This is a genomic window from Nonomuraea sp. NPDC050663, assembly GCF_044456985.1.
In the GTDB taxonomy this organism is placed as follows: Bacteria; Actinomycetota; Actinomycetes; order Streptosporangiales; family Streptosporangiaceae; genus Nonomuraea.
Genome location: NZ_JBITGL010000031.1, coordinates 20,040 through 35,656, shown reverse-complemented (window position 1 = coordinate 35,656; position 15,617 = coordinate 20,040). Strand labels below are relative to the sequence as shown.

Genomic DNA, 15,617 nt, shown 5'->3' with positions numbered 1-15,617 from the left:
CCGATGCCCCTGCCCCTGACCCCCGACGACGCCGCGCCCTACCTCGACGGCCGCGCGCCCGGCGCGCACCTCGACGTGGTCGGCGCCATGACCGTGCACGCCGTCGCCGCGGCGCTGCGCCTGGGCGTCTTCGCCGCCCTGAGCGCCCCCGCCGACGCGCCCGCCCTCGCGCGCACCCTCCGCGCCGACCCCGCAGCCCTCGCCCTCCTGCTCGACGTGCTGGTCGCGACCGGCTACCTCGCCCGTGAAGGCCCCCGCTACCGCCGCACGCCGCTCGCCGGAACCCTCGACTGGTACGGCGACAGCCTGCTGTTCTGGCACGAGATGACCGGCCAGTTGTGGGGCGGCCTGACCGAGTCGGTGCGCAGCGGCGAGCGCGGCGCCGACTTCTACACCTGGCTCGGCGACCGCCCCGAGGCCCGCTCCCGCTTCGAGACCATCCTGTACGGCCAGGCCGGCTGGCTCAGCACCGAGATCGTCACCCTGGCGCCCCCGCCACCCGATGCCACGCGCCTGCTCGACCTCGGCGGCGGCCACGCCCGCTACAGCCTCGCCTACTGCGCCGCCCACCCCCGCCTGCACGCCACGGTCGCCGACCTGCCCGCCGCCCTCGACGCGGGGATCACCGCCGCCAAGCAGGCCCAGCTCCACGAACGCGTCACCTTCGAGGGCCGCGACCTCACAGCCGCGCTGCCGCACCGGGACCAGGACTGTGTCCTGCTCTTCAACCTCCTGCACGGCTTCCCCGCCGCCCAGGCGCGCGCCCTGGTGGCCACCGCCGCCGGGACGCTGCGCCCCGGCGGCCGCCTGATCATCCTGGAGCGCGACCCGGAACGCGCGGCCGACCCGGTGACCAGCGCGTTCAGCCGCCTGTTCGCGCTCAACCTGCACCACACCCAGGGAGGAACCCTGCACACCCTCGCCGACCTGGCGGCCTGGTCGCGGGAGTGCGGCCTGGCTGAGCCGGCCGTCGCTGACCTCACCCGGTCGCCGGCCCACCGGCTCCTGATCGCCGATCTGCCTCCTGGAACTCCTCGGCCGTGATCCCCAGCAACACCACGTCCTCGTAGCGGCCCGCCGCGTACCTGCTGCGCCTGCGGCGGCCCTCGGTGACGAATCCCAGCGCGCCGTGGAGCTTCAGCGAGCCCTCGTTCGAGGCGTAGACCTCGATGTCGCACTTCTGGAAACGCCGCTCGCCGAACATGTAGCGCAGGAGCAGGGCGATCGCCTCGCGGGCATAGCCCCTGCGCTGGTGCGGGTTGCCGACCGCGATGCCGTACCCGAACGTGCCGTTCACGCGGTCGGCGTGGTGAGTGTTGATCATGCCGACCGGCGTGTCGTCGTGCGCGTCCGCGATGACCAGCCGGAACTCGTCGAGGTCCGGATCCTGCCCGGCCAGCTCCTTGGCCCACGCCCGCGCCCGTTCGGCGGACCGGGGCGGGGTGACCAGCCAGCCGTTGCGCTGGTCGTCGGAGAAGCCGTCGAAGACGGCGAACGCCTCCCAGTCGCCCGGCTCCGCGCCGCGCAACCGAACCCGCTCGCCCACCCACACCGAAGTCATGACCCCATGATCGCCGATCAGCGGATCCTGGCTCCATAGGCGTGCTCGACCCTCATGGTCATGAGCACCCGCCGGTCGGAGACCATGACCTCCCGGTACTCCTCCCAGTCGGGATGCTCGCCCGCGGCCTTCCGGTAGTAGTCGACCAGCGCCTCCACCTCCGGCCCCCGCGGATCGGATCCCGGCCCCGTGAGCGTGGCCACGCCCTCGACGGTCGCCCACTCCCACCCGTCGGCGCTGGTCACCGTGAGGGTGGCGCGCGGGTCACGACGCAGGTTGGCCGTCTTGGCCCGGCCCTCCGTCATCGACACGTGCAGGATGCCGGACTCCGGATCGTAGTAGGGCGTGACCGGTGAGAGCTGGGGCCGCCCGTCCGACTTGATCGTCGCCAGGATGCCCAGGCGGCTGCGGGCGAGCAGCGCGAGCGGGTCAAAGGCAGTATCGGTCATGGTCGTGCTCCCGATGGTGTGCGGAACTGATCGATCAGGGCAGCGTAGCTCTCACCCTCCCGCCCCGCCGCGACCGCCCGCCTCGCGACCTCCCTGACGAATCCCGGCAGACCTGGATCGACGCCGAGGACCTCGCTCTCCTCCACGAGGTGGTCCATCGCCGCCAGGTGCGTGGCGACGGTCGCGTCCGTCGCCGGGAAGTCGCCCTTGTCGATCTGCTCGGCATAGCCGGGCAGCCAACCGGCGACGGTCCCCACCGTCGGCCCGGCGACCGCCGCGAACGCCGACGCGTCCACTCCCGCCGCCGTCAGCATCGCCGCACCGTGCAGGAAACCGTTCAGGACACTCCACATCACCCCCAGCAGGGCCACGTCGTAGAGCGAGGCGAGGCCGTGGTCCTCGCCCAGGTGGAGGCTCTGCCCGCCCAGGGCGCTCAGGGCGGTCTGGTGGCGGTCGAACGCCTCGCCGGGCCCGCTGTACAGCACGACGGCCTCGTCGGTGGCGATCGCCTGCGGGATCGCCATGATCGCGCCGTCCAGGTACGAGGCGCCACGCGCCGCCGCCCACTCAGCGGTGCTCCTGGCCTGCTCCGCCGTCCCCGACGTCAGGTTCACCACCGCCCGCCCCGCCAGCTCCAGCGGGTCGAGCAACTCGCGCGCCGCCGCGTAGTCCGTCACGCACAGGACGACGAGCTCGCTCGCCGCCACCGCTTCCGCCGCCGAACCCGCGGCCTTCGCCCCCTGGGCGACGAGGGGCTCAGCCTTGCTCGCCGTACGGTTCCACACGGTCGTCTCATGCCCGGCGGCCAGGAACGCGCCGGCAAGTGCCTGGCCCATGAGGCCCAGGCCGATTACGGAGATCTGCATGGCAGTATCAAAAACGTTGATACCGGTATGAAGGTCAAGCAGGGGAGCGAGCATGCTGATCGGGGAGCTGAGCCGCGTCACCGGAGTACACGCCCACCAGCTGCGTTACTACGAGGCGCAGGGGCTGCTCGAGCCGCGCCGGGGCGGCAACGGGTACCGGGAGTACGGCGAGGACGCGGTGCTGACGGTCACCCAGATCCGGCGCCTGCTCGCGGCGGGATTGTCGACGCAGGAGATCGCTTACATCCTGCCGTGCGCCACCGGACCGGAGCCGGAGCTGTACGCGTGTGAGGAACTGCTGGAAATGCTCAGGGCGCGGATGAGCGGGCTGGACGAGCACATCGGCACGCTCATGCAGTCGCGGCGGGCGCTGAGCGACTTCATCGCGGCCACGGAGGAGCGGGTGGCGGTCTGACGCCCGGGGTGGGGTCTGACCGCCACCCCAGGGTGCGGTCCTCCTACTGGACGCACAGGCAGAACGGATGCCCCGCCGGGTCGAGGAACACCCGGAACGTCGTGCCCGGCTGGTGCTCGTGCTTGGTCGCCCCCAGCTCGAGCACCGCCGCCTCGCCGGCGTCGAGGTCGTCGACCATCAGGTCGATGTGCATCTGCTGCGGCACCTCCTGCGCCGGCCACTTCGGCGGCGTGTAGTCGTCGACCTCCTGGAAGGAGATGCAGGCCCCGTAATCGGCCTTGATGTCGGCCCAGCCGGGCGAGGCCTCGACCTTCCAGCCGAGCATCGCGGCGTAGAAGGCAGCCAGGGCCTCGGCGTCGGGGCAGTCGAGGACGGTGGTCGGGAAGGATGCGATAGCCATGCCGAGCACCCTAGGCGGGGAGGCTGACGTTTTCCGTCCGGATTGAACCTCAAATCGTCTTAACGGTCTCGCCCCATTCGCCGGGGAACGGGCGAGAACGTGGCCGAATCTGGACAGGGCAATTCAGCTGCCGAAAAAAGCCATCTAAGATCCGGACCGGGGCATAGAGTGCCAGTCCGATGTCTCCCTAAGGATGCGCTGAGTGTCAGATTCTCCACCGCGACCGCCAGGGGCTGACCAAACGACCGCGGCCTTGACGGTGACCATTCTGATCGGACTGGGCCAGATACTCGCGGTGTGGACTCCCGAGGCCAGGCTCGTCATGGGTCTGCTCTTCCTGGTGATATGCGTCTATCTGCTTCAGAAGTTCTGGGACGGGACTTCGCGGCTGTACAGGGTGCTCGGCATTGTGAGCATCGCCGTCGTCCTCGTGGTCACCTCTTTCGCCGCCGCCGGCCTCGTCGCCGACCGAGCCGAGCCCGCCGCCAAGCCCGCCGCCAAGCGCGAGACCAGCACCCCCTCGCCCGCAGCCAGCGCCTCTCCCTCCGCCAGCCCGTCGCCGTCGGTGTACACCGTCAGTTCGAGCACCGACAAGCCCGAAGGGGCGATGTTCCTGGCCGACCTGGGAGAAAGCGCCGAGTCGTCGGACAACGTGAGCTCACTCGGAGAGTTCGACCTCAACGGCGTGGCATATGAGAAGAGCGTCAGAGTGGACGCGGGATGCACGAGCGCGGAGTTCTCCGCGACCGGGCGGGGCAAATGGGTGGACTTCACTTTCGAACCGTCCTACTCGTCCTTTCAGGCCATCATCGGCTTGGACGATTCGAGCAGCAGAAGGGTCGAAAGCCTGTCTTACCGGATCTTTGTCGGCGGATTCGAGGTCGACTCTGGAACGATCTACGCGGACGGGCAGGAACGGCTCAACATTCCCATCGTCGGTGCCCGGCAACTGCGTCTCCTGGTCGACCCTTCGGACTACGTGAGCTGCTCGTCCGTCAGCAGGGACGGTGACATCATCTGGGGCAACGCGGTCCTCCTACCCTGATACCGGGGCGTTTCCATGACCACTAGGCTGATCGTTCGCCGGTGGAAGGGGGATGGTTGACGATGGCCGCGGAAGAGGATTTCAAGCAGGTCGGCGACGAGCTGGCCGACCTGGGAGTGCGGGTCTCCAGGATGATGGGCAGACCCGCGCTCAAGGACCAGGCGGGCAAGGTGTTCGCGAGCCTGCAGCGGGACGGGGCGATGGTGTTCCGGCTGGTGAGGGATACAGCGGAGCACGCGGCCGCGCTCGAGCTGCCGGGGGCCTCGTTGTTCGACCCGATGGGGCAGGGCAAGGTGGTCAAGGACTGGGTGGTCGTGCCGCACTCGTCAGTGGACAAGTGGACCGACCTGGCCGAGGCGGCGCTCAGCCGTCCGCGTTGATCGCCGACGTTGCGCGGTCTCCCTGACGTTCATGAGGTGTGCCAGTTCGGGGTCAGGCTGATTCCGGCGCTCTGGCTCAGCGTGAACCGCTCGTCGCCCCGCAGGAGCAGGTGGAGTCTCCTCGCCGGAGAACACCGTTCCGGCCGCTCGCAGAGAATGGTCGGGGCGCTGGGGCCGGTAGCCCTTGGCCGAAAAGCGAGTGGCGCGCAGCGAGCCAACGGAGAGGCGAAGCGGCGTCTGTGGGAGCCGCATCGTCACCGCTGTCGCTGATCGAGGTGGCAGCCCGCAGCCGTCGACCACGGCGACCATGCGGGGTCCGGGGCGGCAGCCCCGGCTGGGGGTCTTGGGGGGCTCGGCCCCCCAAAGGAGGGGAGTCCGAGCTCGACCAGCGCCGAAGGCGCACGAGCGGCGAGGCCCATGCGGTCAGGCGGAGTCGCGGATGACCAGTTCCGTGGGAAGGATGATCGGGTCCGAGGGGCCGCCCTGGAAGAGGCCGAGCAGGAGCTGCACCATCGCCGAAGCCTGGTCGGACACGGGGTGGCGCATGGTGGTGAGCGGCGGGTCGGTGTACTTGGCCGCCTCGATGTCGTCGAATCCGACGAGCGCCACGTCCCCGGGCACGCTGCGCCCGGCCTGGCGGAGCGCCTGGAGGGCGCCGACGGCCATGAGGTCGTTGGCGACGAACACGGCGTCGAGGGACGGGTCGTCGCGCAGGAGCTGGCGCATGGCGATGGCGCCCGACTCGCGGGTGAAGTCGCCGACGGCGACGATGGAGCGGCGGTCGGAGTCGCGCAGAACGTTGCGGTAGCCGGCGAGCCGATCCTGGCCGGCGATCATGTCGAGTGGTCCCGCGATGGTGGCGATGCGGTTGCGGCCGCTGTCGAGGAGGTGGCGCACGGCCTTCTCGGCGCCGCCGACGTTGTCGTTGTCGACGAAGGGGATGTCGATGGGTACGGCGGGCCTGCCGTACGACACGACGGGCACCCGCATGCGGGCGATGGCCGAGGGCAGCGGGTCGGCGCCGTGCATGGAGATGAGCATCACGCCGTCGACGTGGCCGCTGGCGATGTAGCGCTCCACTCGGGCGTGTGACTTGGCCGTGGAGGCCAGCATGAGGACGACCTGCTTGTCGGCCGCCTCCAGCTCGAGGGAGGCCGAGCGGATGACGGTGGCGAACAGGGGGTCGTCGGAGAAGACGCGGGTGGGTGGCTCGGACACCACGAGGGCGATGGAGTCGGTGCGCTGGGTGACGAGGCTGCGGGCGGCGGAGTTGGGCACGTAGCCGAGCTCGTCGATGGCGCGGACCACGACGTCGCGGATGTGGGGTGCGACGGTGGTCTGGCCGTTGACGACTCGGGAGACGGTGGCGCGGGAGACGCCCGCTCGCGCCGCCACCGCCTCCAGGGTCGGACGCTTCATCCCTTGATCCCGCCGGCGAGCAGGCCGCGGACGAAGTATCGCTGCATTGAGAGGAACACCACGAGAGGAATGATGACAGAGACGAAGGCTCCGGCGGTCAGCCGCTGCCATTCGTCGCCGCGAGTGCCCGCCATCTGCGCGAGCCGTACGGTCATCGGCGCGGATTCGGCGGTGCCGCCCGCGAAGATGAGGCCGACGAGCAGGTCGTTCCAGACCCACAGGAACTGGAAGATCGCGAAGGTGGCGAGGGCGGGTGCGACGAGGGGCAGGATGATCCGCCGGATGATCTGGCCATGGGTGGCGCCGTCGACGCGGGCGGCCTCGATGAGGTCGCCGGGCAGTTCGGCCATGAAGTTGTGGAGCAGGAAGATGGCGAAGGACAGGGCGAAGCAGGTGTGGGCGAACCATACCTGGACGAATGGTTGCATCTCGCCCAGTTCCCAGGCGGGCAGCAGCGTGACCCCGAAGACCGTGACGCCCTGGGAGAAGAACGACAGCAGCGGGACCAGGGCCATCTGCAGCGGCACGATCTGCAGGGCGAAGATGCCGAGGTAGATCCAGTCGCGCCCGGGGAACTTCAGCCAGGCCAGCGCGTAGGCCGCGAGGGCGGCGAAGGCCAGGGGGAAGAGCACCGAGGGCACGGTGATGACGACGGAGTTGATCAGGAAGCGGAACAGCTGCCCCGAGGACGACGAGGAGCCGAAGAGCACCTCCTGGTAGTTCTCCAGGGTCAGGTTCGGCGAGCCGAAGAAGGTCCACCAGCCGGTCGACTTGATCTCGTCCTCTGGACGGAACGATGACAGCAGCAGGCCGAAGGTGGGGGTGGTCCACAGCAGCGCGATGATCAGCGCGATCAGCGAAGCCGTACGGGTGGCGAGCTTGCTCCGCACGCGAGAGGCAGCGTTCATCGGGCCTTCTGCACCTTTCGCTGGTACCAGACGATCGGCATGACCAGCACGAACAGGAAGACCGCCAGCGCGGCGCCCTTGCCCGTCTCGCCGAAGCGGAAGGCGTTGTTGTACATGTCGACCGCGATGACGCTGGTGTCGAAGTTGCCGTTGGTCATGGTCCTGACGATGTCGAAGAGCTTCAGGGTGCCGATGGCCTGGGTGACACCGACGACGATCACGGCGTTCCTGATGGAGGGCAGGGTGACGCGGAAGAACATGGAGAACGGCCCCGCTCCGTCGAGCTTGGCCGCCTCGACGATCTCGGCGGGGATGCCCTTGATCGCCGCGGACAGCACGACGGTGGCGAAGCCCGCCTGGATCCAGACCAGGACCAGGATCAGGAAGAAGGTGTTGTACGGCGCTTCCAGCAGCCACTGGCGGGGCTCTCCGCCGAGCCAGACCATGATCTGGTTGAGCAGGCCGATCTGGTCGGCCTCCTCGGGCCGGTAGGCGTAGACGAACTTCCAGATGATGCCCGCGCCGACGAAGGAGATCGCCATGGGCAGGAAGACCAGCGCCTTGGCCAGCCGCTCGAAGCGGGTGCGGTCGACGAGCACCGCGTAGACCAGGCCGATCGAGGTGACCAAGAGCGGGGTCAGCACCAGCCAGATGAGCGTGTTGCGCAACGTCAGCAGCGCCTCGGGCTGGGTGAACATCCAGACGTAGTTGTCGAGCCCGACGAAACGCTGGGAGTCGCCGCTCATGAAGGACAGCAACGCGGTCCTGATGGTCGGCACCAGCAGGCCAATGGTCATCAGGATGAGGGCCGGGGCCAGCATGATCGTCGCGGTGAACCGCGATGTGCGGTCGAGCACCAGGATGATCAGGCCGACCACGGCGAGGAAGGCGACGACGCCGAGCAGCAGCATGACAAGCTTGGGCTGCTCGGCGCCGAAGTCGAAATCGAGATCCATATGATCAGTTGGTGGGCCAGGACTTGTCGATGGCGTCGAGCGCCTCCTGAGTGCTCTTGCCGTTGATCCAGGCCGTCATCTCCTTCCAGAAGGTGCCCGCGCCCACGGCGGCCGGCATCAGGTCGGATCCGTCGAAGCGGAAGACCGTGGCCGGGTCGCGCAGGATCTCCATCGACAGCTTGTCGATGGGGTTCTGGGCCAGGGAGATGTCGACGCCCTTGTTGGCCGAGACGTAGGTGGCCAGCTTCATGCGCGCGTTGGCGAACTCAGGGCTGGTCAAGTACAGCTGCATGGCCTTGACCTCGGGCTTGTCGGTGAAGGCCGCGACGAACTCGCCCGCGCCGAGCACCGGCTTGGAGGAGGTGTCGTTGCCGGGCAGGTAGAAGGCGAACACGTCGCCGTCCTCCGCCACCTTGGTGCCCTCGGGCCAGAAGTTGGCGTAGAAGGAGGCCTGGCGGTGCAGGCCGCACTTGCCGGTCGTGATCGGGACGCCGCCCTCCTGGAAGGCGGTGGAGGAGATGGACTTGACCGGTCCGTAGCCGCCGTTGACGTACTTGTCGTTCTTGAGGATCGCGCCGACCTTGTCGACCGCCGTGACGACCTTCGGGTCGTTGAACTTCAGCGTGTGGTCGACCCACTGGTCGTAGCCCTCGGGCCCGACGTCGCGCAGGATGATGTCCTCGATCCAGTCGGTGGCCGGCCAGCCGGTGGCGTCGCCCGACTCGATGCCCGCGCACCAGGGCTTGATGCCCTTGGCGGCGATGGTGTCGGTGAGGGTCATCAGCTCGGCCCAGGTGGCGGGGATCTTCCACCCGTTCTCGGCGAACATCTTGGGTGAGTACCAGACGAACGACTTCACGCTCGCGCCCAGCGGGGCGGCGTAGAAGGTGCCGTCGACGGTGCCGTACTTCTTCCAGTCGGCCGACCAGTTCTGGTCGGTCGCCGCGGTCACCTCGGGGGTGGCGGGCTTGAGCTTGCCGGCCTTGGCGAAGCGGGCCAGCAGGCCGGGCTGCGGGAAGAAGGCCAGGTCGGGCGGGTTGCCGCCGTCGACGCGCACCTGGATCTGCGCCTCGAACTCGCCGGTGCCCTCGTAGGTGACCTGGACGCCTGTGCACTCGGAGAACGGCTTCCAGGTCTGCTCGAAGAGCTCGGCCTCCTTGTCGCGGATCGGCGAGTAGATGGAGATCTTGGTGCCTTCGAACTTGCCGTACTTGGCGAACGGCTGGCACTCGGCCGAGACGGGCGCGGGAGCGCCGCCGGTGGCCTGGGGGGTTTGTTCCTGACTGGTTCCACAGGCCGAGGCAAGGAGGGCGAGGCCTATGGATCCAACCAGCAGCGGGCGACGAGACATGGGGTGAGCCTCCAGTGAAGTGGGAGCGCTCTCTAAGCTGTTAAACCGGTGTAACAATGTCAATACCAGGATGATTACGGAGAGCGTTCACCGCTCCACAGCGATCTCATCCGGATAACGATGGGGTGGCCGGGCGGCCACCCCACCCGCTCACCAGCCGTTGGCGCCGATGACCTGCTTGTACCAGAGGGCGCTGTCCTTCGGCGTGCGCACCAGCGACTCGTAGTCGACGTGCACGATACCGAAGCGCTTGTCGTAGCCGAAGGCCCACTCGAAGTTGTCGAGCAGCGACCACACCAGGTAGCCGCGCACGTCGGCCCCCTGCTGGATGGCGTGGTGCACCGCGCCCAGGTGGCCCTCCAGGTACGACTGCCTGCCCGGGTCGTGGACGCGGCCGTCGACCACGACGTCGTCGAACGCGGCGCCGTTCTCGGTGATCATGAGCCCGACCTCGGGATAGTCCCGCGAGAGCCGTACCAGCAAGCGCGACAGCCCGCTCGGCACGATGGGCCAGCCCATCGCGGTGGTCGGCGCGTCGGCGGGGCTGAAGCGCACGTCCTGCGAGCCCGGCCAGGCGGCGTCGGCGGGCGTGCCGGGCCCGGCCTCGACCACGGTCGGGTTGTAGTAGTTGATCCCGATCAGGTCGATCGGCTGGTTGATGGTCTCCAGGTCGCCGTCCAGGATGTGGTCCAGGCCGCCCTGCAGCGAGCGGGCCCGCAGCACCTCCTCCGGGTAGCGGCCGCGCAGCGCCGGCTCCAGGAACTGGCCCTGAAGGAGCGCGTCGACCCTGCGCACGGCCTCGGCGTCGGCCTCGGAGGCCTCGGCCGCCGGGTCGTGAACCTGTGCGGGCGTCATCACCGGCGAGGCGTTGACCACCAGCATGATCTGCTCGGCGCCCTGGGCGCGCAGCGCCTGCGCGGCCAGGCCGTGGGCGAGCAGCAGGTGGTGCCCGGCCTTGAAGGACTCGGCGGCGTCCGTACGGCCCGGCGCGTGCACGCCGTTGCCATAGCCGAGGAACGCGCTGACCCACGGCTCGTTGAGCGTGGCCCAGTTGCGCACCCGGTCACCGAGCTTGTCGTACACGGCGCGCGCGTAGTCGGCGAACCGGTAGGCGGTGTCGCGGTCGGTCCACCCGCCCCTGTCCTCCAGGGCCTGCGGCAGGTCCCAGTGGTAGAGCGTCACATACGGGTCAATCTCATGCTCAAGCAGTTCGTCAACAAGCCTGTCGTAGAAAGCCAGCCCCGCCGGGTTGACCGCACCCTGGCCGTCGGGCTGGACCCGGGGCCAGGCCACCGAGAACCGGTAGGCGCCGAGGTTCAGCTCCTTCATCAGCGCCACATCGTCGCGGTAGCGGTGATAGTGGTCGCAGGCCACGTCGCCGGTGTGGCCCTCGAAGACCTTGCCGGGCGTGTGCGAGAAGGTGTCCCAGATGGACTGGCCGCGGCCCTCCTCCTTGACCGCTCCCTCGATCTGGTAGGACGCCGTCGCGGCGCCCCAGATGAAGTTCTCAGGGAAGACCACGGTCCCCCGAGCTGCCATGGTCGTGATCGTCATCCCTTGACGGCTCCTTGCATGATTCCTCCGATGATCTGCTTGCCGAGCAGCGTGAAGATCAGGACCAGAGGCAGGGTTCCCACCGCGGTCCCGGCCAGCCCGAGCACGTAGTCGTTGGTGTAGCCGCTGGCCAGCGTGGACAGGGCGACCTGGACCGTCGGGTTCTCCGGGGTCAGGACCACCAGCGGCCAGAAGTAGTCGTTCCAGGCCGTCATGAACGTGAGCATGCCGAGCACCGCGGCCGCGGGCCGCGCCGTCGGGATCACCACGTGCCAGAACAGGCCCCAGGTGGTGGCGCCGTCGACCCGGCCGGCTTCGAGCAGCTCGGTCGGCAGCGCGCGGGACAGGAACTGCGTCATGAAGAAGACGCCGAAGGCGTTGACGAGCGAGGGCACGATGAGCGCGTAGAGCGACCCCGTCCACTCGATCTTCACCATGAGCATGTAGAGCGGGATGATGCCGAGCTGAGCAGGGACCATCATGGTGCCCACCGTGATCAGAAGCATGGCGTTCCTGCCCCTGAACCGTAGCTTGGCGAAGGCGAATCCGGCCAGGGTCGACAGGAACATCACCGACAGCGCGATCCCGCCCGCGACGATGACGGAGTTGGCCAGCGCCAGCCAGAACGGCACGGTGTCGAAGACGCGCGAGACGTTCTCGAAGAAGTTGCCGCCGGGCAGCAGCGGCGGCGGCACCTCGGCCAGCGCCGAGTTGTGACGGCTGGCCACCACGATGCTGTAGTACAGCGGGAAGGCGGAGAAGAACGCCACCGCCGTCAGGCACAGGTAGGCGAAACCCTTGCGGCTCATTTCAGCGCCCCTCCCATCCGGCGGGTGAGCAGGTAGTTGATCCCGGCTGCGATCAGGACGAACAGGAACATCACCCAGGAGGCGGCCGAGGCGTAGCCGAAGTCGAAGCTGGTGAAGCCGACCTCGTAGACGTAGAGCGAGAGTGTCTGGAACTGCCGGTCGGGCCCACCGCTCGCCACGCCGCCGCCGCTGGTCTGGCCGAACAGCAGGGGCTCGGCCATGATCTGCATCGCGCCGATCGTGGAGACGATGACCACGAAGATGATGGTCGGCTTGATCATCGGAATGGTGATCTTGCGGAGCTGCTTGAAGCTGGAGGCGCCGTCGATCGTGGCGGCCTCGTAGAGCTCCTTCGGCACGGCCTGCATCGCGGCCAGGAAGATCAGCGCGTTGTACCCGGTCCACCGCCACATGATCATCACCGAGATGGCCACATGGCTGCTGGCCGTACCCTCGTGCCACGCGATCGGCTCCACGCCCACCAGGCCGATCACCCAGTTGATCACGCCGTAGTCGCGGCCGAACAGCTGGCTGAAGATGACCACGACGGCGACCACGCTGGTGACGTTCGGGACCAGCATCGTGATGCGGAAGAACGTCTGCGCCCTCAGCGGCCTGTTCAGCAGGTGCGCCAGCCAGATCGCCAGCACCAGCTGCGGCACCGTCGAGATGACGCCGATCGACAGGGTGTTGAAGGTGGCGTTCCAGAAGTAGTCGTCGCCGAACAGCGTGGAGAAGTTGTCCAGGCCGATGAAGGTGTGCTCGTCGGAGGTCAGCGTCCACTCGTGCAGGCTGACCCAGGCCGTGTAAATGAGCGGGAACAGGCCGAAGGCGCAGAACAGCAGGAAGAAGGGGGCGACATAGGCGTACGGCGATGCCTTCATGTCGAGTGAGTGGGACAGGCGTCCCTTGGGACGGTGCCGCCCCGGTTCCGATTTCACCGCCCTCATGACCTCGGGCGCGCGCGTGGTCATCGTTACTCCTTCAGAGGTGGATTCGCGGGCATGGAATCGCGGCGCGGGCCCGGCACTCCGCCGGCCCCGCGCCGCACCCCCGAGCTACTTGATCTTCTTGACGTCCTCGAGCACCTGGGCCCAGGACTCGTCAGGCGACTGCTTGCCCTGCTCCACGCGGCCCAGGCCGTTGCCGATGGCGGTGCGCACGTCGGCCTCCTTCGGGCCGAGGTGCTGCGGCTTGAGCGCCTTGGCGGCGTCGGAGTAGATCTTGCCGATCGGGGCGTCACCGAAGAACGGCTTGGTGAACGACTGGATCGACGGGTCGTCGTAGAGCGCCGGGATCGAGGGGAACGTGCCCTCCTCCTTGAAGACCTTGGCCTGGTTCTCCTTGGAGGTCAGGAAGTCGATCAGCTCGGCGGCCTCCTTCGGGTGCTTGCCCATCTTGGGCAGCATCAGGTGCGAGCCGCCGCTGTTGCCGGAGCCGCCGGGCACGGTGGCGATGTCCCACTTGCCGGTGGCGTCCTTGGCCTGCTCCTGGATGAAGCCGGTCATCCAGGCCGGGCAGATGATCGTGGCGAACGAGCCCTTGGCGAACCCGGTGTTCCACGGCGGCGAGAAGGCGGCGAGCTTGGCGCTCAGGTTGTTCTGGGAGATGGCGTTGGACAGGTCCCAGGCCTTCTTCACGTCGGGGTTGCTGTCGACGATGATGGTGTCGCTGGCGTCGTACAGGCCGGTCGGGGCCTGGTTGACCATGGCGCGGAAGATCTCACCGGGGGAGTCGACGAACTTGGCTCCCGCCACGTTGGCGGCGGAGAACTTCTTGCCCGTCTCGATGTACTGCTCCCAGGTCGGCCAGAGGGCCGCGACCTCGTCGCGGTTGCTGGGCAGGCCGGCCTTCTCGAACAGGTCCTTGCGGTAGCACATGGCCAGGCCGCCGACGTCGGTGCCCAGGCCCATGATGGTGGAGCCGTCCTTGCTGACGCCCTGCGCCCACTTCCACTCGAGGTAGTCGGCCTGGCGCTTGTCGAGCCCGAATTCCTTGAGGTTGTGGAACTTGGCGGGCTGGGAGGTGAAGGTGCTGATGTAGCCCACCTCGACGGCCTCGATGTCGGCCGCTCCCGCGTTGGTGGCAAGGCGCTTGATGAGGTTGTTGTGGTGGTCGTTGAACTGCGTGACGCGCTCGACGATCTCCACGTTGGGGTGGGTCTTCTTGAACTCCTCGTACAGCGGCTTGAAGCCGAAGTCACCGAACAGGCCGATGGTGAGGGTGATCTTCTCCGCGGGCTTGGCGGGGTCCGCCGTCGAACCGGTGCCCGTGCTGGTGCCCGTGGTGCCACCGCCGCAGGCGGCGAGGCCGAGGACCAGCAGCGACGCGGCGACAGCCCGCCGGGCCGTGGAATACGGACTGGCCATGGAAACCATCCCTGGGTTGCTAAATGATCATGGAGAGAGCGCTCCCTCAGAGGGTGACGCAGGCTTAACCTGGCCGTCAACGCCCGGAAACGTAACAATCTGTGATACGAGAGAACGCTCTCTCGATCATTTGGCGTCTTTGCAGGTAGCGGCACAAAAGGGAGGGAGCGCTCTCCGAAGTTTCTGGAGGAAGGTCTCAGCCGCGGGTGGCGGAGCGGGCCCTGACCCCGTCGCCGCCCGACAACACCTGGCCCAGCACCCGGGCGTACATGCGCCCCGGACTCGGCTCCGTCGTGAGGAATCCGGGAAGCATCGGCAGGTCCACCGCGAAGGGCTGCAGCAGGGAGTAGAGCTCGTTCACGTCGGAGGGCCGGTCCTCCGGGCGCTTCTCCAGCAAGGCGGTCAGGACCCTGCCCAGCTTGGGCGGCAGGCCGGGGATGGCGGGAGCCGGCTCCTTGACCTGCTTCTCGAAGACCGCGTAGTCGGTGGGGCCGGTGAACAGCGGCTGCCCGGTGAGCATCTCGTGCAGCACGCAGCCCAGGGAGTACAGGTCGCTGCGGGCGTCGGAGACACCTCGCTGGATCTGCTCGGGAGCCATGTAGGCGGGGGTGCCGAGGATCTGCCCGATACGGGTGAACTGGGCGACGTCGGCCTCGCGCAGCATCGCCAGGCCGAAGTCGAGCACCTTGACGCTGCCGTCGGGGCAGAGCATGAGGTTGGTCGGCTTCAGGTCGCGGTGGCAGATCGACAGGGCGTGGGCGGCCGACAGGACCGCGCACGACTGGGCGGCGATGGCCGCCGCCCACGGCACCGGCAGCGGGCCGTGCTCGCTGACCACGTCGCCCACGGTGACGCCCTGGATGAACTGCATCACCTGGAACAGGCGCTGCTCGTGGGTGCCGAAGTCGTACAGGACGGGGGCGCCTGGATGCTCCAGCCTGGCCAGGATGCGCGCCTCGCGGATGAAGCGGCGTTCGAGCTCCTCGTCGGGGACGCTGGTGAAGCGCAGCAGCTTGACCGCCACCCGCCGGTCGAGGTGCCGGTCGTGTCCCGCGTAGACGGCGCCCATGCCACCCTGGCCGAGAGGGAGGTCGTCGAGAACGTAACGGTCGCCGATGACCATGAACCCCCCTCC

General features: G+C 68.3%; 17 protein-coding genes. 4 read left to right on the top strand and 13 right to left on the bottom strand.

Features of this window, described 5'->3' with window-relative positions:
• Positions 1-3 precede the first annotated feature (3 nt).
• Complete coding sequence (locus ACIBH1_RS47575) at positions 4-1,044, top strand: class I SAM-dependent methyltransferase (protein WP_397320756.1); 1,041 nt, start codon at positions 4-6, stop codon at positions 1,042-1,044.
• On the opposite strand, the gene ACIBH1_RS47570 is transcribed toward ACIBH1_RS47575, so the two are convergent.
• From ACIBH1_RS47570 to ACIBH1_RS47560, 3 genes are read right to left on the bottom strand one after another with little or no spacing between them, the layout of a single operon-like run.
• Complete coding sequence (locus ACIBH1_RS47570; protein ID WP_397320755.1) at positions 980-1,561, bottom strand: GNAT family N-acetyltransferase; 582 nt, start codon at positions 1,559-1,561, stop codon at positions 980-982. The two genes, ACIBH1_RS47575 and ACIBH1_RS47570, sit on opposite strands and share 65 nt — an antisense overlap.
• Positions 1,562-1,578: 17 nt before the next feature.
• A complete protein-coding gene (locus ACIBH1_RS47565) occupies positions 1,579-2,010 on the bottom strand; it encodes a PPOX class F420-dependent oxidoreductase (RefSeq protein WP_397320754.1) in 432 nt (143 codons plus the stop codon).
• Entirely contained in the window at positions 2,007-2,876 is an 870-nt protein-coding gene (locus tag ACIBH1_RS47560; protein ID WP_397320753.1) for an NAD(P)-dependent oxidoreductase, read from the bottom strand. The genes ACIBH1_RS47565 and ACIBH1_RS47560 overlap by 4 nt, the downstream gene beginning before the upstream one ends.
• Positions 2,877-2,928: 52 nt before the next feature.
• On the opposite strand from ACIBH1_RS47560, the gene ACIBH1_RS47555 reads away from it, so the two are divergent.
• A complete protein-coding gene (locus tag ACIBH1_RS47555; RefSeq protein ID WP_397320752.1) occupies positions 2,929-3,291 on the top strand; it encodes a MerR family transcriptional regulator in 363 nt (120 codons plus the stop codon).
• Between the two features lie 43 nt (positions 3,292-3,334).
• On the opposite strand, the gene ACIBH1_RS47550 is transcribed toward ACIBH1_RS47555, so the two are convergent.
• The gene (locus ACIBH1_RS47550; RefSeq protein WP_397320751.1) at positions 3,335-3,691 is read right to left on the bottom strand and encodes a VOC family protein; all 357 of its coding nucleotides are present in this window, start codon (positions 3,689-3,691) and stop codon (positions 3,335-3,337) included.
• A gap of 259 nt (positions 3,692-3,950) precedes the next feature.
• Here ACIBH1_RS47550 and ACIBH1_RS47545 point away from each other — a divergent pair, with 259 nt between their 5' ends.
• Positions 3,951-4,736, top strand: a complete 786-nt coding sequence (locus ACIBH1_RS47545; protein WP_397320750.1) for an NPCBM/NEW2 domain-containing protein — start codon at positions 3,951-3,953, stop codon at positions 4,734-4,736.
• Positions 4,737-4,798: 62 nt separating this feature from the next.
• The gene (locus ACIBH1_RS47540; RefSeq protein ID WP_397320749.1) at positions 4,799-5,116 is read left to right on the top strand and encodes a hypothetical protein; all 318 of its coding nucleotides are present in this window, start codon (positions 4,799-4,801) and stop codon (positions 5,114-5,116) included.
• 423 nt (positions 5,117-5,539) lie between these two features.
• Here ACIBH1_RS47540 and ACIBH1_RS47535 read toward each other — a convergent pair whose 3' ends face one another.
• From ACIBH1_RS47535 to ACIBH1_RS47495, 9 genes are all read right to left on the bottom strand, one after another.
• Positions 5,540-6,535, bottom strand: a complete 996-nt coding sequence (locus ACIBH1_RS47535) for a LacI family DNA-binding transcriptional regulator (RefSeq protein WP_397320748.1) — start codon at positions 6,533-6,535, stop codon at positions 5,540-5,542.
• On the bottom strand, positions 6,532-7,443 hold the full coding sequence (locus ACIBH1_RS47530; RefSeq protein ID WP_397320747.1) for a carbohydrate ABC transporter permease: 912 nt from the start codon (positions 7,441-7,443) through the stop codon (positions 6,532-6,534). Before ACIBH1_RS47530 ends, ACIBH1_RS47535 begins: the two co-directional genes overlap by 4 nt.
• Positions 7,440-8,399, bottom strand: coding sequence for a carbohydrate ABC transporter permease (locus ACIBH1_RS47525; RefSeq protein ID WP_397320746.1), 960 nt, complete (start codon positions 8,397-8,399; stop codon positions 7,440-7,442). Before ACIBH1_RS47525 ends, ACIBH1_RS47530 begins: the two co-directional genes overlap by 4 nt.
• A 4-nt stretch (positions 8,400-8,403) precedes the next feature.
• Positions 8,404-9,750, bottom strand: a complete 1,347-nt coding sequence (locus tag ACIBH1_RS47520; RefSeq protein ID WP_397320745.1) for an ABC transporter substrate-binding protein — start codon at positions 9,748-9,750, stop codon at positions 8,404-8,406.
• Between the two features lie 150 nt (positions 9,751-9,900).
• Positions 9,901-11,304, bottom strand: coding sequence for a GH1 family beta-glucosidase (locus tag ACIBH1_RS47515; RefSeq protein ID WP_397320744.1), 1,404 nt, complete (start codon positions 11,302-11,304; stop codon positions 9,901-9,903).
• Positions 11,301-12,113, bottom strand: coding sequence for a carbohydrate ABC transporter permease (locus tag ACIBH1_RS47510; RefSeq protein WP_181611651.1), 813 nt, complete (start codon positions 12,111-12,113; stop codon positions 11,301-11,303). The genes ACIBH1_RS47515 and ACIBH1_RS47510 overlap by 4 nt, the downstream gene beginning before the upstream one ends.
• Complete coding sequence (locus ACIBH1_RS47505) at positions 12,110-13,087, bottom strand: carbohydrate ABC transporter permease (RefSeq protein ID WP_397320743.1); 978 nt, start codon at positions 13,085-13,087, stop codon at positions 12,110-12,112. The genes ACIBH1_RS47510 and ACIBH1_RS47505 overlap by 4 nt, the downstream gene beginning before the upstream one ends.
• Positions 13,088-13,171: 84 nt before the next feature.
• A complete protein-coding gene (locus tag ACIBH1_RS47500; protein WP_397320742.1) occupies positions 13,172-14,482 on the bottom strand; it encodes an extracellular solute-binding protein in 1,311 nt (436 codons plus the stop codon).
• A 196-nt stretch (positions 14,483-14,678) separates the two neighbouring features.
• Positions 14,679-15,605, bottom strand: a complete 927-nt coding sequence (locus ACIBH1_RS47495) for a serine/threonine-protein kinase (protein ID WP_397320741.1) — start codon at positions 15,603-15,605, stop codon at positions 14,679-14,681.
• Between the last annotated feature and the right edge of the window lie 12 nt (positions 15,606-15,617).